Annotated in this window: 27 protein-coding genes; 20 read left to right on the top strand and 7 right to left on the bottom strand. The window is 68.0% G+C overall.

Annotated elements, in window-relative coordinates:
• Positions 1-36: 36 nt before the first annotated feature.
• The 20 genes from IPK75_18020 (at position 37) to IPK75_17925 (ending at position 11,238) form a co-directional block, all read left to right on the top strand.
• Positions 37-501, top strand: coding sequence for a hypothetical protein (locus IPK75_18020; protein ID MBK8200247.1), 465 nt, complete (start codon positions 37-39; stop codon positions 499-501).
• Complete coding sequence (locus IPK75_18015) at positions 444-1,439, top strand: hypothetical protein (GenBank protein MBK8200246.1); 996 nt, start codon at positions 444-446, stop codon at positions 1,437-1,439. Before IPK75_18020 ends, IPK75_18015 begins: the two co-directional genes overlap by 58 nt.
• On the top strand, positions 1,436-2,143 hold the full coding sequence (locus tag IPK75_18010; GenBank protein MBK8200245.1) for a hypothetical protein: 708 nt from the start codon (positions 1,436-1,438) through the stop codon (positions 2,141-2,143). Before IPK75_18015 ends, IPK75_18010 begins: the two co-directional genes overlap by 4 nt.
• On the top strand, positions 2,140-2,814 hold the full coding sequence (locus IPK75_18005) for a Mov34/MPN/PAD-1 family protein (protein ID MBK8200244.1): 675 nt from the start codon (positions 2,140-2,142) through the stop codon (positions 2,812-2,814). Before IPK75_18010 ends, IPK75_18005 begins: the two co-directional genes overlap by 4 nt.
• Positions 2,795-3,658: a PRTRC system ThiF family protein gene (locus IPK75_18000; protein ID MBK8200243.1), complete on the top strand. Its 864-nt coding sequence runs from the start codon at positions 2,795-2,797 to the stop codon at positions 3,656-3,658. The genes IPK75_18005 and IPK75_18000 overlap by 20 nt, the downstream gene beginning before the upstream one ends.
• Complete coding sequence (locus IPK75_17995; GenBank protein MBK8200242.1) at positions 3,655-4,422, top strand: hypothetical protein; 768 nt, start codon at positions 3,655-3,657, stop codon at positions 4,420-4,422. Before IPK75_18000 ends, IPK75_17995 begins: the two co-directional genes overlap by 4 nt.
• 35 nt (positions 4,423-4,457) lie before the next feature.
• The gene (locus tag IPK75_17990) at positions 4,458-4,781 is read left to right on the top strand and encodes a hypothetical protein (protein MBK8200241.1); all 324 of its coding nucleotides are present in this window, start codon (positions 4,458-4,460) and stop codon (positions 4,779-4,781) included.
• On the top strand, positions 4,771-5,064 hold the full coding sequence (locus tag IPK75_17985) for a hypothetical protein (protein ID MBK8200240.1): 294 nt from the start codon (positions 4,771-4,773) through the stop codon (positions 5,062-5,064). The genes IPK75_17990 and IPK75_17985 overlap by 11 nt, the downstream gene beginning before the upstream one ends.
• On the top strand, positions 5,054-5,365 hold the full coding sequence (locus tag IPK75_17980; protein MBK8200239.1) for a hypothetical protein: 312 nt from the start codon (positions 5,054-5,056) through the stop codon (positions 5,363-5,365). The genes IPK75_17985 and IPK75_17980 overlap by 11 nt, the downstream gene beginning before the upstream one ends.
• Complete coding sequence (locus IPK75_17975) at positions 5,362-5,634, top strand: hypothetical protein (protein ID MBK8200238.1); 273 nt, start codon at positions 5,362-5,364, stop codon at positions 5,632-5,634. Before IPK75_17980 ends, IPK75_17975 begins: the two co-directional genes overlap by 4 nt.
• Positions 5,631-5,888: a hypothetical protein gene (locus tag IPK75_17970; protein ID MBK8200237.1), complete on the top strand. Its 258-nt coding sequence runs from the start codon at positions 5,631-5,633 to the stop codon at positions 5,886-5,888. Before IPK75_17975 ends, IPK75_17970 begins: the two co-directional genes overlap by 4 nt.
• Entirely contained in the window at positions 5,885-6,289 is a 405-nt protein-coding gene (locus tag IPK75_17965) for a hypothetical protein (protein MBK8200236.1), read from the top strand. The genes IPK75_17970 and IPK75_17965 overlap by 4 nt, the downstream gene beginning before the upstream one ends.
• On the top strand, positions 6,286-6,612 hold the full coding sequence (locus IPK75_17960) for a hypothetical protein (GenBank protein ID MBK8200235.1): 327 nt from the start codon (positions 6,286-6,288) through the stop codon (positions 6,610-6,612). Before IPK75_17965 ends, IPK75_17960 begins: the two co-directional genes overlap by 4 nt.
• A 47-nt stretch (positions 6,613-6,659) precedes the next feature.
• Entirely contained in the window at positions 6,660-6,806 is a 147-nt protein-coding gene (locus IPK75_17955; protein ID MBK8200234.1) for a hypothetical protein, read from the top strand.
• A gap of 111 nt (positions 6,807-6,917) precedes the next feature.
• A complete protein-coding gene (locus IPK75_17950) occupies positions 6,918-8,213 on the top strand; it encodes a hypothetical protein (GenBank protein ID MBK8200233.1) in 1,296 nt (431 codons plus the stop codon).
• Entirely contained in the window at positions 8,203-8,985 is a 783-nt protein-coding gene (locus tag IPK75_17945; GenBank protein MBK8200232.1) for a hypothetical protein, read from the top strand. The genes IPK75_17950 and IPK75_17945 overlap by 11 nt, the downstream gene beginning before the upstream one ends.
• Positions 8,986-9,202: 217 nt before the next feature.
• A complete protein-coding gene (locus tag IPK75_17940) occupies positions 9,203-9,505 on the top strand; it encodes a hypothetical protein (GenBank protein ID MBK8200231.1) in 303 nt (100 codons plus the stop codon).
• Between the two features lie 147 nt (positions 9,506-9,652).
• Positions 9,653-10,702 carry a ParM/StbA family protein gene (locus IPK75_17935; protein MBK8200230.1) on the top strand — a complete coding sequence of 350 codons (1,050 nt, stop codon included), beginning with the start codon at positions 9,653-9,655 and terminating at the stop codon, positions 10,700-10,702.
• 3 nt (positions 10,703-10,705) lie between these two features.
• The gene (locus IPK75_17930; protein ID MBK8200229.1) at positions 10,706-11,020 is read left to right on the top strand and encodes a hypothetical protein; all 315 of its coding nucleotides are present in this window, start codon (positions 10,706-10,708) and stop codon (positions 11,018-11,020) included.
• Positions 11,021-11,046: 26 nt separating this feature from the next.
• Positions 11,047-11,238 (top strand): hypothetical protein, encoded by a 192-nt coding sequence (locus tag IPK75_17925; protein ID MBK8200228.1) that lies wholly within the window; start codon positions 11,047-11,049, stop codon positions 11,236-11,238.
• A 189-nt stretch (positions 11,239-11,427) separates the two neighbouring features.
• Here IPK75_17925 and IPK75_17920 read toward each other — a convergent pair whose 3' ends face one another.
• The 7 genes from IPK75_17920 to IPK75_17890 are packed head-to-tail and all read right to left on the bottom strand — an operon-like array spanning position 11,428 to position 16,837.
• A complete protein-coding gene (locus IPK75_17920; GenBank protein MBK8200227.1) occupies positions 11,428-11,940 on the bottom strand; it encodes a hypothetical protein in 513 nt (170 codons plus the stop codon).
• Positions 11,941-11,952: 12 nt separating this feature from the next.
• Complete coding sequence (locus IPK75_17915) at positions 11,953-12,534, bottom strand: glucosaminidase domain-containing protein (GenBank protein MBK8200226.1); 582 nt, start codon at positions 12,532-12,534, stop codon at positions 11,953-11,955.
• Positions 12,527-12,730 (bottom strand): hypothetical protein, encoded by a 204-nt coding sequence (locus tag IPK75_17910; protein ID MBK8200225.1) that lies wholly within the window; start codon positions 12,728-12,730, stop codon positions 12,527-12,529. Before IPK75_17910 ends, IPK75_17915 begins: the two co-directional genes overlap by 8 nt.
• 7 nt (positions 12,731-12,737) lie before the next feature.
• Entirely contained in the window at positions 12,738-13,001 is a 264-nt protein-coding gene (locus IPK75_17905; GenBank protein MBK8200224.1) for a hypothetical protein, read from the bottom strand.
• A gap of 17 nt (positions 13,002-13,018) precedes the next feature.
• Entirely contained in the window at positions 13,019-13,666 is a 648-nt protein-coding gene (locus IPK75_17900) for a hypothetical protein (GenBank protein MBK8200223.1), read from the bottom strand.
• Positions 13,605-15,482: a hypothetical protein gene (locus IPK75_17895; protein ID MBK8200222.1), complete on the bottom strand. Its 1,878-nt coding sequence runs from the start codon at positions 15,480-15,482 to the stop codon at positions 13,605-13,607. Before IPK75_17895 ends, IPK75_17900 begins: the two co-directional genes overlap by 62 nt.
• Positions 15,483-15,490: 8 nt before the next feature.
• Positions 15,491-16,837 (bottom strand): hypothetical protein, encoded by a 1,347-nt coding sequence (locus IPK75_17890; protein MBK8200221.1) that lies wholly within the window; start codon positions 16,835-16,837, stop codon positions 15,491-15,493.
• Between the last annotated feature and the right edge of the window lie 2 nt (positions 16,838-16,839).

Raw genomic sequence — 16,839 nt, 5'->3', positions numbered from 1 at the left:
ATGGCAGCAGTATAGCAGAACAGAAGGGAACCACCCATGTCTACGTCTGAAGCGACCAAGATCGTGATTGTGGCCGGGCAGGAGTTCAGTGTCCCGGCCGCGACCGACAATGAGGCGATCCGCCAGCAACTGCTGGCGATGGGGTTCACCGATGTGGCGGGCGCCACCGTGCAGAAGGGGGCGCGCGACGGCACCGAGACGGTGGAGTTCGTCAAGCGCGCGGGCACCAAGGGGCTGCGCGGCGCGGATCTGGCGCGCCAGCTCGCCGCCGCGCCGCGCAGCCCGCGCACCCCGTGGAGCAGCACAGCCAATGGCGCGCTGCTCGACCGGCTCATGCGCGAGCAGATGACAATTGGCGAGGCGCTCGCTACGGAGGAGGCGATCCGCGCTGGTCTGGAAGAAGCCGCCGACGGACACCGCCGGCCGAGTGAAGGAGCTGCGCTATGCGCCCGCGTCGATCGCGTGCCCGCCATCGCGTCTACCATCCTACTCGACTGGTAGACCTCACCGCGACGCAGTGCGCATTGCCCCCTGAGGAGGCCAGCGCCTATCTGGTTGGACTGTCCGGGGCGGCGCTGATCTATGAGCAGTTCCCCGACTTTTATCACGAGTCGCACATCGACGCCATGCCGGTGACGCTCCTCCGGCTGTTGGGGTGTTGCGCAGCTTTCTGGCAACTGGTCGAACAGCGGGGGCTTCTGCTGCGCTGGCCGGGCGATGAATGTGGCGATGGACTTACGCCCTACAATCTGGCCGATACGCCCGAGGAGACGATCGGCATGTTCACGGCCGTTAGTGCGGAGTGGATGAGTGACCTCGCCCACTTCATCAGGATTCCCCGCCCGCGATTCCACGGCTACGGCGTGCAGGCGCTGGTCGATGACGTGAGCGACACCTACCCCGACGCGCCGCTCACGCTCTTGCTCTGGCACATGTTCCAGCACACGCCGCTGGGGCTGGGCGTGCCGATCGCACCGATGGCTGCGTCTATCGACGAGGATCTGGCGTTCGACCTGCTGCACATCAAGCCGTTGCCTAGCGATGTGCCGCTCCAGCTGTTCGGCGCGACGCTGCAGCTTGCAAACGCCCAGGCGTACGGGGTCTCGGCCTGGGATCTCGTGGGCTACCCTTTTGGCAAGACCACGAATACCCTGGCAAACTACGACGAGTACGAGGTGGAGGCGATCTTCATGGGCGAGGTAGACGAGGCGTTCGACTGGGGGGCGATCGATCGCCTGGCGCAGCAGCAGCGCGCGGCCGCGCGCCTCGAAGCCGCCTATGCGGACTGGTCGCGACACGTGACACAGCTCGACGCGCTACGGAACCTGGCGAGTCAGCTCCACAAGGCCGCGCGTGCGGCCACGCGCGAGCTGCAGGCGGCGCCGAAGTCCTTGATCACGCTGCTCGGCGATGCAGAAGAAGAGGCAAGTGCGGTATGAACCGAACACGCTATAGACCAGCCCCCCGCGCGCTCGACGTGGTCGTCACCGCAGGCGAGCCGCTGGCGCAGATCACGATCTACGACGATCTGACCCTCCTGACCCGGCGGCACCATGGCCGCTGGACGCAGTACCCGATCACCCCCGCCGCGCTTGGCGACGTGCTGGGCAGCGCGCCGCCGGCTTCGGGTCTGCTGCCGCCGCACACGCTCGGCACCGGCCGCATGCACGGGCAGGCGTTCACCGTGGTGTATGTGCCGCCGAGCGTCCACACACTGCGCATGGAGGTCGGCAGCTACACCATCCCCCTGCCGCCGCTGGTCTGGGCCGGCTGCGGCACCGACTACCGGATCTGGGCGCTGGCCACGCCCGAGTACCCCCGGCGCGACGATGTGCCGCTCATGGTCGCGCCGCTCCCGAACTGCTATGCGGATGGCCGGCCGTGCTGGGGCAGCAGCGCCCCACGGCCGGAGGCGACGCCGGGTGCGCTGCGCGGCGCACTCACGCTCTTCCTCGAGGAGAGCTACTTCAGCCTGCACCTGGCGAATGCAAAGAGCGTGCAATTTCCGACCTCGGTGCTGGCGCGCTGGCAACACCTGGTCGAGGCCGGCGCCGGCCTCTACCCGCTCGACGACCTGGTGCCGACGGCATACCAGCTTCGCTGGCTGCTGGCCGGTGGGCCGTGGGAAGGCGGTGGGCGATGAGGTGCGATCTGCGCACAACATTTGCCAGCCTGGTGCGCCACCAGGTCGCGCGGGTTGATACCCGCGACTGGATGGATGTCCGCCCTGGCATCGACTGGCTGTACGCAGCGAACGGCGTGTTCAAGCGCGGGGTGAGTGACACGATCGCGATTCAGGCACGGGCCTCCGCGCTTGATTGCGTGGTGCCCGGCCTGCACCGCCTGATGGCGTACGTGTCCTGGCCATGCTGGCCGCGCCGGCTGCCGGGCGCACTGCTCGCGCCGGTACTCGCGGATGCCCAGCGGGCCGCGAGCGATGGGCCGATCGCGCGCCCGATCGAAAAGCAGTACTTCGTTGTCGAGCGCGACGGCGTGCGTGTGGTCGCGCCGCGCGGTCAGGACGCATCGGCGACGCGGGTGCGCTACGCGATGCCCACCAGCGGCACGGTGCTGCTGGATCTGCACAGCCACCACGACATGCGGGCATACTTCAGCAGTACCGACGACGCCGACGATCAGGGACTCAGCGTATCCGCCGTAATCGGGAACCTGTTCCGGCAGCCCGAGATAGTGGTGCGCCTGAACGTCTACGGCCTCCACTGCCCCGTACCGGCCGGGATCGTGTTCGATGGGCTTGGCCCGTTTGTGGATCGCTACGCAGGAGGGAGTCGCGATGCAGACGCTGACGATTGATCCGGTGGTACCGTTCCTCATCCCTGAGTCCCCCCGCATCGCGATCGCGCTGGTCGGTTGCGGGGGGACTGGGAGCCATATTGCGCAGGCAATGGCGCGGCTTGCCGTCCACTGCCGCGACACCGGCGGGCCGCAGATCGACCTTGCCTTCATCGATGGCGATACGGTCGAGCGCACGAACGTCGGGCGGCAGCTGTTCAGCGCGGCCGACATCGGGCGGAACAAGGCCCAGGCGCTGGCCGCGCGATTCGCGGCGGTGTTCGGGCTGCCGATTGCCGCCTTCCCGCAGATGCTCGACACATCCTGGTCGAGCCACCTGGCCGCGCATCAGCGCTACGGGGTGCTGGTGGGCGCGGTCGATACCGCAGCCGGCCGGCGTGCCATTGCCGCTACCCTGGGTGGGGCGTGGCGGCTGTGGCTCGATTGCGGGAACCACGAGCACAGCGGTCAGGTCGTCGTCGGGAGTAGACGCGCGGCCGGCGGGATGGCGGGATGCCTCAGCCTGTCAGGGGTGTGCGGCGCCCTCCCGACCGCCCCGCTGCTGTATCCCGAGCTGCTCAAGGACGCACCCGCGCGGCCGCGCGCCGACTGTGCGACGGCAATGCAGGACAACGCGCAGAGCCTGATCGTCAACCAGATGATGGCGGCGATCGCCGGGCAGTACCTGTACCAAATTGTCGTTGCCCGCCGCCTGACCATCTTCCGCACGGTGGTCGATCTCGGATCGCTCACAATGCGCAGCGACCCGATCACCGCCGCCAACCTGAGTGCCGCCACCGGGCTGACGCTGGCAGCGCTGCGCGGCGAGCAGGCCAAGCAACAGAAAGGTAAACGAGCTGCATGACGACTACTACTACCGCACTCACCCTCACCACCACCGAGCAGCAGGCGCTCGAGACCCACGAGCGCACGATCGCCCGCGGCATTGACACGTTCGTCGAGGTCGGCAACGCGCTCGCGGCCATCCGCGACGCACAGCTGTATCGCGGCGACCATCCGACCTTCGAGGCGTACTGTCGCGAGCGCTGGGAGATTGGCCGCGCGCGCGCCTACCAGCTCATGGATGCGGCGGCTGCGGCGACCGCCGTGTCTACACTTGTGGACACGCCCGCCCCGGCGAACGAGGCCCAGGTGCGGCCGCTCGCCGGACTCCCGCCCGCGCAGCAGCGGCAGGTCTGGCAGGAGGCCGTCACGACGGCCCCCGGCGGCAAAGTGACCGGCGCGCACGTCCAGCAGGTCGCTGACAAGGCAAAGGGCAAGCCGGCCCCGCCGCCCCGGCCCACGCTCCCCCCGCACCCGGCGCCAGCAGCGGCGCCCGCCGGCGACGACGAGATCGCCGCCCCGCCCCCGGCCCGCGTCGCCCCGCCCGTGCTCACGCCGCTGGCGCCTGCGGCGCCGGTGGTCGACCGTAAGCAGCTGGCGGTCAAGCGCGCGCTGCTCGCGGCCGCGCTCGCGCTTGTCGAGGGCGAGCTGGCCGCGAGCAGCGGCCCGACGATCGTACTCCACGAGGCGCAGGTCGCGCAGGCCGCGCGCCTGTTTCTGGGCAACCCGGCATTCAACGCGGCGGCGGCGATGCTCGGCTTCAGCGCCCGAGAGGAGGCGGTGTGAGCGCCTGTTGCTGCTACTGCGACGAGCCGTGTGACGTGCTGCTCGATCCGCCGCGCCTGGCGATACCCAAGCCTATCGCGGACTATGACTATGCGCCGGGATCGTTGGTTGACTGGCAGGTGCCGGGGGACGCGTGGAGTACGGCATCGTTTGCGGTTGTGGAGGTGGAGGGCGATCGGCTGATCGTTCTCGCGCCGGAAGCGGTTGCCGATGGGCGATATTGTTATCGCTGCTGGGCGGGCCACACCTTTCCGTCCATACATGCCTATCTGGTGAATACGCCGGCACAGCTCCATCTGGACGGTTGGCGAACGGCCGAATGGAGCGCGTGCCGTGGGGAGGTGTCGCATGACCCCTGACGAGATCCGCCGGCTCTATGATCGCGAGCTGCGCGTTCGAATCAACTCAACTAAATCCGCGAGTCACGCGTGGCGGACGGCGCGCAAGCTCGCCACGCAGCTGCAGCAAATGTTATGGCCGTGTTGCATTCGGCCAGACGCTGTCGAAACAATGCGCGGCGTGTTTATCGTGCTCGAGCGCAAGGATGGCCTGCGGTACTACCACGTCTATGCAATGAAAGAAGACATAGGGTGGCCAGAATCGATGGCGCTGCGCGCGCCGGAGGTGCCGCATGACGCCTGACGAGATTCGCCGCCTGTACGCGGGTGAGACGCCCGCCACCGCGGCCGAGGCCGAGGCCACCGCGCAGGAACTGCGCACGGATCCGGCGCACGCGCGCCGGATGTACCTGACGCTGCTCTCGCTTGCGCCGACCGATGCCGCCTTCCGTGGCCTGGCCACCGCCATCACCCAGGCCGCCGCGATGGAGCTCATCCGGCGGGAGATGGTGGCTGACGACAGCTTCGCGCTGTTCGTGGGCGCGCTGATGGCCGATGTGCTGCACCCCGAGCGCACGCCGCGCGGAAAGGTCAAGAGTGCATGAGCGAGGAACTACGAATGGCGGCCGCTGACGGATCGACGATTGCGCAACAGGCCGCGCGGATCGCCGAGCTGGAGGTGCAGCTCGACATTGCGCGGAAGTTTGAAGCGCATTACCAGACACGGAACCACGAGGCGTGGGTGCTCGTCGGCGAACTGGATTACGGCCTCGAGTATCAGATCGGCCAGGCCAAGACGCTGCCGGCGGCCAAGAAAGTGGCGCGGGCGCTGCGCCAGCGGATCGCGCAGGCGATTGGAAAGAAGGCGGAATGATCACAGAGACCTATCCGCTCAAATGGCTGCTCGAGCAGCTACCCAACTACATCGCGCCCGAGGCGCTGGCCGAGCTGCTGCGGCGCTTCGAGGTGCAGAAACAGCGCTACAGCCACAATGTAAAAATCAACGACCTGGAGCGGCGTCTTCGATACGAGGAGTCCCCAGTAGGCCGCAAGCCCAACGCCGAACGAATCGCGAGTCTCCAGGCCAAGTTGCAGAAGCGTAAGCATAAGCAAGCGAGTGACGAATGACTATCACATCAGACTGGCGTACTACATTCCTGAACGATCGCCAGCAGAAAGAGCTGGCATTCAGCGAGCTGTATGTACGCGACTTCAACCACGGCGCGACGGGGCACAATCTGTACGTGATCATCGCGCGCCTGGCCGAGCTGCTCGACGTGGCCAGCGGTGCCAAGACGCTGCCGCCGCCTGTCGAGGGCGGCGACCTGGTGCTGACGTTTGGCAAGTATCGCAATCAGTATCTGGCCGATGTGTGGCGGCGCGACCCCGGCTACGTCGAGTGGCTGGCACGCGAGGGCCGCGATGCGGACGTACGCGCGGCCGCTGCTGCGCTGCTGGTTCCGGCCGGGCAGCAGCGGCTGTTTGACGAGCCACCCGCGCCGGAGACGGAAGCGGACGATCTGTTATGAGTGACACGCTGGAAATGCTGCTGATGCGCCTAGCAGGACTTAAACAGGTTGCGCTCACGCGCTGGGCCGAGCAGCAGCAGGACGATGACGATTTCGAGCTCGGCGAGGACTATCAACCTTGGCTTGCACTCGAAAGCGATGTCAATGATATCTGGATCTGTAGTTACTGTGTGAGAGTGGATGAAGCTACGGAGCGGATTATCCAAGAGGCCGGCGCAACGCCGCTCGCGGCCGCGCAGGCGCACCTGTACGCTGATGCGACGCCGTATGCGACGCCCATCGCCGCGCGCGGTACGGTTGGCCTTTGGACATATCGGCGGTGAGTGGCGGCACTCTGCCGCGCTATGACCTTACGAAAGAGGAGGAACCAATGCTACTCGATTGCTACTGCCTGGCAGCCGCGTCCTGGAATCCGGACGACGACGCGGAAATGTTAGAGGATCTACTCGGGGTATTTCAGGGCGGGGACGAGGCGCTGATTGAGGTTGCCAGCGAGGAGGAGGACACGGGCGATTAGGGGTGGCGGGCGCGGGGGGCAGTGAACACCCCGCGCCCGGTGGCCCGCATTGGGGAGATCAACGCGGGCTGTGCCGATGATAGCACAGCCTGCCACACGAAAGGGTGTGCTATGGAGCGCTCGTATGCAGCGCGTGGTGAGCGGGTTGCCGCGCGCATTGCCCGAACGACCGGCCAGGAGGTACTGTTCCTGCTGGCGATCGTATTTGTATGCGGCTTTGGTGTGTGGTGGTACCAGGCATGGAGCACGCTGATCAGCCCGCCGTCGCTGATCAGCCCGCAGGGTATTTTCACGGCGATGATCGCAGCGGTCTACGCGCTGGTGCTGCCGCTGTTTCTGTCGATGCTGCTGCCCAGCAGTGCGGTCGGCTGGCTGTTGCAGCAGCAGACCTGGGCCTACCCCGGCCAGATCGCGGTGCTGGTCGCCAGTATCGTGCTGGGGTTTTTCGGCGCGCGCACGATGTTGGTCTGGCTACTGGCGCAGGGGCCGGCGCTGGTCGAGTCGGGCATGCTCTACCCGGCGCTGGGCGCGGCGCTGGTCGGAGCCTACCTGGTGCCGGCCATCCAGTTTGCCTACATGACGCAGGGGCAGCAGCTCGTGCGGATTACGCAGGCACACGAGATCAAGAAGCTGCAGATCCTCCACGGCAGTGAGCGGGCCGTGCTGGAGACGCGCCTGATCTGGCTGAAGCAGAAGGCGCTGGTGGCCAGCGCGAACCTGCTGCCGGCGAGTGATCTGCGCGAGGTGCTCGAAACCCAGCGCGCGCTGTTCAAATCGATCGCCGACTCGCAGCGGCGCATCGCCCTCACGGCGGGCGTGAGTCGCGATGTGATGGGAACCATGGGCCTCCTCGAAGACGAGGAGGTTGATCAGAGCCTGCAGCGCATCGAGGCGGTGCTGCTCAGTCCGGCTGAGAGCGGCGACGATCTGGTGCGGCAGCTCGATGCGAAGCTGGCCGAGCTGCCCGATCAGGAGGTGATCGCGTTCGAGCCGGCCGCACGTTCTGTCAAGTCAGTGGGGCGGGGCGAGCAGCAGGACGCGCCCCCCGCGTTTGCGTTCGCCGATCGGGGGGCTGGTGCGCAGGGCGCGGGGGGCCGGGGAGCGCATCAGGACGCCGCCCCCGCCCTTTCCCCGCCAGCCCCGTCCCGCCCCGTCCCGGATGCGTCCCCGCCGCGCCCCGCCGCGCCCCGCCGCGCCCCGCCGCGCTACGCGGCGGAGTACGAGTCGGCGCGGGGGAAGCTGGCGGGGACGTGGAGCGCAGCGCAACTGGGCGATGTGCTTGACAAATCGGAGCGCACAGCGCGCGATCGAATCGCGGCATGGGAAGATGTGGGCCTGGTTGCCCGCGACATCGACGGACGGGGCAGCTTCTACTTTACAGAACGCGAGGCCGAGCATGAGCGGTAAATCGCTGATTTTCGGCCAGGACGCGCGCGACGCCAGCGGCCGGATCGATGTCGGTCGGTCGCTGGCCGATATGCTGCCGCCCGATCCGCCGCCAGACCCGGCCGGCGCGCAGATCTCGGCGGGGCCGGTTGTGCGGAGTGCCCAGATCCGTAGGGCGCAGATCGCTGCCCTGGCGTTTATCGGCCTGGCGGTGCTGATCGGCCTGGTCGCACTCACGCGGCCGGGCGCGGCCCCAGCTGCCGCCCAGCCCACGGTACTCCCAACTGCGCAGCCCGCTGCGGCGGCGGCGGCGCCAGCAGCCACCGCCACACCGCGCAGCTGCGTAATCACGCAGACGACGCCGGCGTTTTACGCGCCGGCGGGCGCTCCGGCCCCGCTGGCAATCGAGCGCGGCACGGACTGCCAGGTGGTGGCCTGGCACGCGGGCCTGCCGGACTGGCGGCAGATCCGCGTGGGCGGCGGCGCGCCGGTCTGGGTGCCGCTGGCGGCCATCAGCACGCCGGCGACGGCGGGCCTGGTCGATCTGGCGCCGCCGCCCACCGCCACGCCGGCGCCGGCCACCCAGACCCCCATCGTCATTGTGCGGGAGGTCGTGGTTGCGCCCGCGCCCTGCACCGAGCAGAACGCGAGCTTCCGATCGCGGCGCGATCCGCGTGGCAATGAGCCGCTCGTTGGCTACGCGGTCGCCTGGTCGTGTGAGAGTCAGGCGGATGCCGATAGTAAGGCGGAAGCGAGCTTTCAGGACATTATGAGAGTGAGAGGGAGGCCATGAGTACCACATACTGGAGCGCTGTCTGTATTTCATCCTGGCATCTGCGCCTACGCACGCAGCCGTGTTTCTGTGCGCACATTGGCCCGCTGGTCATCGTGTGCGGATCGTACGAGCAGCGTCTGGCACTCGTGCTACTGGATCAGCAGGAGCGTTGCCGCGAACGGCGCTTTACCCGTCGCACATCGGAGATGGCGCAACGCCGCTATCGGAGGTCGGAGTGAGTGCATGCTTTGCCCGTACGCTTATCGCCGGCGCCGTGCGCGCATTGGGCCTGCGCCTGGTGCGCCCCACCACCGCCCTGCTCGCGCTTATCCTGCTCGCGGGCACGGCGCCAGCGCCGGCGCCGGACTGCACCGAGGCCACCGCACGCTACGTCGTGCGTGGCCAGGTTGAGCGGCTGCGCACGAGCAACCGCGTGGTGATCAGCGTACCGAACGGCTATGCGGCCGGCTGGTCGTGTGTCTCGGCGGCGGATGCACAGGCTGCCTTCGCGCGCGCAGCAGCGGCGGTGGGGCGATGAGCGGCCGATCGGCCTGGCGGATCGGCACGATAGTGCCCATGGCGCGATCCGGGATGACTTGCTGAATATGCCGGTAACTGCCGTTGACAATGATCTACTACCATGGTAGACTACCGGCAGTTATCGGCATAATAACAAGGGGGAGACATGATGGGCACTATCGTGGGCTTGGACGCCGGCAACAGTGAGGCGTCGTTGACGTTTACGCCAAACAAGCAAGGGGCGGCCCTGACGCTCCCGAGCTACATCGGGTCGGGCAATCTTGCCGAGCTGCTGCGTATTCGCGGCGGCGCGGGGGGGGAGAAACTGGAGGCGGATGAGTTCGTCCTTGAGCTGGGCGGGCGCTCGACGTTCGTCGGCACGCTCGCGATCGAACAGAGTCGTGATGCCACGTCGGCGCGGGGCGATGTCTCGCGCTATTGGAGCGGGCACACGCTGCGCCTGCTCTGCACCCTGGCGGGCGCCGCCTTCAAAGGCGATCCGGCGCTGCGTATCGTGACCGGTCTCCCGGTCAGTGTCTGGAGTAAAGCGGCGGCGAAGCAGGTGCAGCAGGCGCTTGTCGGCGAGCACTGCTTCAAACTGAATGGGAAGCCGCGCCGGCTGGTGGTCGAGGGAGTCATGGTGCTGATGGAGGGCGCGGGCGCCTTGGCTAGGGAGGGCACGGGCGACGATGTGCCTCAGGCGGTGGTGGATGTGGGCGGGAGGACGACCGATCTGTTCTGGACGCAGGGCATGCGGCCACAGCCCGAGCGCTGCAAGGCCGCGCCGATCGGGATTGAGAAGGCTGGCGATCTGCTGTGCGCGCAGTTCCAGCAGCGCTACGGTCGCGAGCTGCGGCGCGTCGAGCTGCGCGGCGTGTTCCGCGCGCTGGCCAGCGGGCAGCCGTTACCGCCGCTGTTTGTGGACGGCAAGCGTGTGGATGTGCAGGCTGAGGCGCAATCGGCTATCGCGGCGGTTGGCGAGGAGATCGCCAGCTATGTCGCTGCGACGTGGAGTAGCGGCGAGTCGGGCAAGGTCGCCAGTGACGCCGCGCGCGTGCTGCTGGTGGGCGGCGGCGCGCACTATATCGCGCCGCACCTGAAGGCGATCATCCCGCATATTGAATCGCCGCGCCACCCTGAACTCGCCAATGCACAGGGCTACCTGGGCGTGGGCATGCAGGTGCCGGAGGCCGCATGGCAGAAGCTGCGAGGCTAGACCATGCCGCGCAAGGCTGGCGCGCCCATCGCGCGCATTGAGATCAATGGGCCGTTCCGGGAGGGCGACCCGGTGTTGGATGTATTGCGGGCAGAGGCGTCCGCCCGCAATACATCGGTGCAGCAGCACATCTACGACATCCTGCGGGCGCGCTATCTTGCGAGCCAGGGGCAGTCGTACATCGCGCTGCTGTGGACGCCAAGCGACCCGGCGGTATCGCCCCAGGCGGCGATACCGCCTCCCGCGCCACCTGACGCTGCCAGCCAAGCCGCGAGCGCATGGCTCGCTATGCTTGATGCGGATGCGGATGCAGGATGACGCCATGATCCGAGCAGGAGGTGGTGATGTACGTCCGTGTGGATATCTCGCTTGAGCAGCTGCAGGCGCTTGAGGCGGCGCTGCGCGCTGCGATTGCGCAGGCAATCAGCGCTGCCGCCGGCGGCGTTCCGCTCCCGCCGCACGATTCGCCAATTGATGAGCCACGGATTGCCGCGCTAGTGGCGCAGGCGCTCCGCCAATCGGGCCAGCCCGATTGAATCCGCGCATCCCCAGGCGCCGCGCCGCATGGCCTCGCGCCGCGCCGGACTCCCTCTCCCAAACGCCCCCGATCTGCGTACCAGATCGGGGGCGTTCTTCGTTGGTCGTGCGCAACGCAGCATGCGCAAAGGCCTCGATCATGCACGTCGATCGAGGCCTTCGGGCTTGGGTGTCTGCGTGTCGCCTTGCTACCGCAGCTCGCCCCGCTGCCGCGCCAGCCGCTGGAGCTGTACCACGGACGCGCGCAGCTCCAGCAGCACGCGGACGATTTTGCTCAGCCGCAGCGCGAGCTTGCCATCGCTCACGACATCGCCGGCGTAGGGCTGGCCGCCATTCGGCCACGTCTCGCCGGTGATCGGCGCGAGCGCGGCCGCCTGCTCGGGCGCCACGGCCCCACCACTGCCCGGCGCGCCGAGCGCGAACGGGACATACTCGGCGATGCGGTAGCGCGGCGGAAACTCACGCGGCCCCGCCTCGCGATTCCCCACGACCCATAGCCCAGCGAGCGGGTTGACCTCGAGCGACGGCCGGCCCACGATCGGCGGCAGTGCGATCTGCGTCATGGTGCCATCGGGCCGGCGCATCACGCAGACGCCCGAGTCAAGCGGGCCTTGGAAGACCGCGAACACATTGCCGGCCGCGTCTTCGGTGGTGAAGGCGTTCGCGCCGGTGTAGCGGGTTAGGCCATTCGGCAGACTCATCCCGATCTCCTCTCAGCTCTGGCGGATCGCCGCTGCGATCCGCGCGATGCGGGCGCTGTAGTCGGTGCCGGGCACGGCCCAGCGCCCGTTCAACCCATGCCAGCCTGCTGCGGCGACGCCTCTGATGTGTGCCGGCAGATCGCGCACCGCCAGCGCGCGCACGATCTGCGCCTGCTGCGCGGGGGTGCCCTGCCCCTCGGGGAGCGCGTAGGCCAGCAGCCGGCCCAGGTGCGCCGGGATTGCGTGGTCGTGCCAGGTGGGGAAGCTGACACCCTCGACCCACACGCCCAGACGCTGGGCCCATGTGCCCGCACGCGGGCGGATGATCAGGCGCCGGCGCCCGGTCACGCCGATCCCAGCCGGGTTGCGACGCGGCCGCTGCGCCCACCACGACGTGAAGTTGCCAGTCTCATGGATGGTCTGCGCGACCACCATGACCGGATCAATCCCCAGCGGCAGGCACTGCGTCCAATAGCCCTGGACGATCTGGTCGATATCGTCCGCCGTGTAGGCGCCGTGTTTGGCGCGCAGGATGTATCGTCGGGCCTGGGCGGCCGTGCCGGTTGCGGGCGCGATGATGGCGATGTCAGGCATCGGGGGTATCCGTCGGGGCGGGCTGCGCTACGTCGAGCTGGGCGAGCAGGCGCTCGATCTCGCCGAGTGCGACGCTGTAGCCATAATCGGCTTGCTCAGCCTGGGCGAGCAGCCCGCGCAGCTCGAGGATGTGCCGGCTGTTCTGCTCGCGTGCCGCCACGAGCTCTGCGTGGCGGGCTGTGAGGATTGTGTGCATGCTGCTCCTATGCCAGTACGCTGGCGTGATTCGTCTCCCAATCGGCCGCGAGGGCCTGTAACTGGCCGATCATCGTCGCCAGCTCCTGGCGATCCGTGACCGTAAACAGCGCGTTGAATGTCGCATTCAGCGTTGGATCGGTGCCGGCCTGATAGAGCTGCAGTATCGCCTGCAACTGCTGGCTATGAGCGTAGATTGTGCGCAGCGTCCCCAAAACGCTCGCGGCTCGCTCCACCGCAGTGATGCGCGCACGGGCAGTATCAAAGGACATCAGACCTCCTGCGTGTGCTATGCCGCCAGTAGTTTACGACTGACGCCATCAATGATGATCTGGATATAGCCCGTGGCGGTTGGCGCCCCAGCGATGTATGTCCCAAAATTCCAATGGTTGCCAGCCGCCGATGAGAACTCGCCATCCGTGGCGATCAGCGTCCGGCCGTAGACCGTGCCATCATCTCGCATGTAGCCGGCGACTGTCCCGCCGCTATTCTCGGCATAGATAGCGTACGTCCCGCTGCCGGTGCCGGTCCCGCGCACAATCAGCCGCGACACCGCTGACAGTGCGGTGCCCAAAGATGCGCGTGTCCCATCGAATCGCAAATCAGTATCCGACGCCAAGGTGAAGGCGTCAGTCCAGTAGGCAATCTGATTGGCTGTGCCGCTGCCGAGCGCGGCGGTGCCGGTCGCCGGGATCGTCAGCGTGTAGGCGCCGGCGGCGCTGAGCGTGAGTACGCCCGCCCCACTTTTGATCAGCGTCGAGGCCGCGAGCGTGTCAGCGTCCGACCACTGCGCGAGCCGCCCGGCCGTGCCGCTGCCATCGATCGCGCCGATCGCGGCCGGTGTGAGTGCCTTGGCGCAACGCCTCCGTTGAAGATCAGCGCTCCCCCGGCCGGCCCCCAGTATCGAGGCCCCATGCAGCCGCCCTGCCGCTGCCATCGATCGCGCCGATCGCGGCCGGTGTGAGTGCCGTTGGCGCGAACGCCGTGCCGTTGAAGATCAGCGCGTCGCCGCTGCTGGCGCCGCTGCCGGTCAGGCGGATCGAGGCGTCGATCGTGAGCGTTGCCGCCCCCGCAGCCGAGAGCGTCAGCAGGCCCGCGCCAGTTTTAATCAGCGTGCTGTCTTGCAGATCAGCCCCGCCTGTGGCCCATTGGGGAATGCGGCCGGCCGTGCCGGTGCCGCCAACGGTGCCGCCGGTATTGGCGATAGTGAGGACGTTCCCGGCATCGTTGTAACTCAGGCCGATGCCGGAGCCAGCCACGAGCAACGCCGCCACCCGATCATCGATCGACTCGCTCAGGCTGCCGGGCGCGACGTAGTCGGTGCCGGCCACCGCGTTGGTCAGCACGCCCGCGCCGCCATTACTCCACTTTGTCAGGGCGCCCGTGGTACCGCTGCCGGTGACGCCGGTCGCGCCACTGCCGGGCGGGTAGGTGATGTCGCCGCCACCAGGGTTGCTAATCGAGCCACCGCCGGTATCAATCGACCCGCCGCCGGTCGTAATCGAGCCGCCGCCCAGATCGATGGTGCCGTTGGTGCGGCTGAAGCGCGTCTGCGCCTGGCGATGCACCGTCCGCTCGATTGCGGCCTGGTGCGCGCTGACCCCGCTGACCCCCGCGCCGGCCGGCCGAGTCAACAGCTCCTCGAGCGCGTTGGCATCCTCGGGTTCGAGCGTGATGCGCTGGCTCGATCGGGTGATCTGGACGCGCACCCGCCGGATGTACATGCGCCCAACCCCCTGCATGGGAACGGTGCTCGACGGCGCAGCCGCGTCCAGGTCGGGCAGCGACACCATCCGATCGGGGCGCACATCCCAGATCGGCACAACTGAGCCGTACGGATCGCGTATATGCGGATCGCCGTCGCGCTGCACGTAGTGGATCGTGGTTGGCGTTGCCTGCGCCCACGGGCGGATGGTGATCTCGCGCTGCTCATAGCAGCCGTACACAACCCGCTCGAGCGCGCTGGTGCCGCTGGCCAGCTTGGTGCAAATCGCCTCCAGGTAGGTCGAGTCGTCCTCGATCAGGCTGGTATCCGTGACGCCGGTGGCGACGACGTTTGCGGCGCTTAGCCCAAAGAACGGATTGATCGCGTTGTAGGCCGCGAGCAGGGTGAGCGCCTGGGTGTGCGTGGCCACTGGTGCGGTACTGCTGGTGCTGGTGAGCAGATGCCCCAGCGTATCCCACCAGCCCCGACAGGTCAGGGTGACCGTCCAGGCGCCGCCATCATCGCTGCCGCTGCCGCTCTCGGTCGTCTGCGTAGTCGGCGGGTGCGCGATCTGCCGCAGCACGACGGCGGCGCGGTTGGCGGCGGCGGCAGCCGTGGTAGTCGAAAAATTAATCAGGCGCGCTTTCGTGCCGTAGCGGGCGATCGAGGCGGCGTCGCTCACGCTCGGCGCCGCCGCCTGCTGGCCATTTGTGGCTTTGTAGCGCACCACAATCAGGTTGGCCATCTCCGAGAGGCTGCGCGTCGTCTTCTGGCCGCGCGGGCTGACGATCGCGACCTGCTGCACCGCGCCCTCCCAGACCGTGCGGCCGCGCGGGCTGGTCGCCTCGACGTGGCACATCAGGCGCTGCAGATAGGCGCGCGCGGCGGCGCGGGTCGACACCTTAAACGACACCTCGAGCGACTCGAAGCCACCTTCGTTGACGATGCTGTGGTCGTAGGTGTCCAGGTTCGGCACGACATGCGGGTTCAGAGTCGTCGGCGCGCCGCCCACACCGGGATCGAAGAGGGTGACGGTGGGATACTGCATAGCGCCTCTTAGCTGAGCGTGCGGACGCTGCGCCAGAGCGGCGCGGTCTGGATCGTGAGGCTGGCCGTGTCGGCGGCCGTGTGCGCGCCGCCGCTCTCGACCCAGGCGACAAACAGCGCCGCGCCGACGACCGCGCGCGGAAGTTGGCCACGGATACGCCCCGGCTGAGTCGGGATGTCGCTGCTGTCCGCAACCTGCGCCACGGCCGGCGCGAGCGGCAGGTACGGCCCCCCGCTGACGGCCGCGTCGGCGCCGAGCGCGTAGAGCCGTTGCCCCACCCCCATCGCGCTGGCCAGCTCGATGCTTGCGTAGTCGTAGCACCAGAGCGCCTCGAGCGAGGCCAGCGTGGCCGTCACGCTGGTGCCGTCGATCGAGCGTAGTTCGGCGCGCAGCACGATCGCAGGCGCGCTGCCGACCGCGACGCGCAGCATATCGAGCGTGGTGCCGTCGAGATCGATGAGCTGGGTGGCGGTCGCGCTATCGAGGCCCACCCATGGCCCCTGCCAGAGCGTGCCGCCGCTCGGCGTCTCGGCCCGCACGCGGATCTGGGCCTTGGTCGGGCTAGTGATGCCGGTCAGGCGCGCGAGCACCCGCAGATGCAGGCCATCGGACTGGCGAAGCGCCACCGCGCTGATGCTGGATGAGGCCGTAAAGGCGCTGCCGCTCATGGTCGTGACGCCGGTCAGTGTGCTGCCGATTGTGGCGGTCGTGCGGCTGTGGATGCTGGCCAGGATGACCCGGATGGGGCGCTGACTGGTCGGCGTGTCGAGCCGAACAATCAGCGGCTGGCCTTCGGCGGCCATGTCGCCGATGAGCGTGCCGAGACTCGTCGCGCTGCTGTTCGTCACGCTGGTGGCGCTCAGCAGGGTCATGAGACTCGCCAGGCCGCCCCAGGGCGACCGGCGCACCCGCAGGGTGATCGCAATGTCGGTGGCGCCTTCGGCCGGATCGGTGCCGTTGGCCAGCGGAAGCGCGCGCGCCTCCACGCGACTAATCGCGAAGAGGATGGGCTGGGTGGTCGTGTGCGGTTGGCACCACAGGACGGCTGGCGCGGTCGTCAGGGTGGCATGGCGGTTGAGTGTGGCCAGGATCTGCGCGACCTGCTCCCCACTGCTGGCGCGACACAGCAGCGGAATCGGCTCCACGATCGGCGCGTAGCTGAGCGCCATAAGCGCCTGGTCGTCGCCCCCGGTCACCAGCGCGGCCTCGGGCGCGGATGGGCGCCAGTCATCGGCCACGACGACGAGCGGTGTGGTGGTGGGATGGTGGATGTTGCCGCCGACGACGGGCACGCCCGTCTGGTTGTGCAAAAAAATCGGCGTGCCATCGATGATCAGGCGGTAGTCGCTCGGCATTG

The sequence above is a fragment of the Acidobacteriota bacterium genome, from assembly GCA_016712445.1.
Lineage (GTDB): Bacteria > Pseudomonadota > Alphaproteobacteria > Caulobacterales > Hyphomonadaceae > Hyphomonas.
Note: the sequence above shows the minus strand (reverse complement) of the source record. Positions and strands in the feature narration are given on the sequence as shown.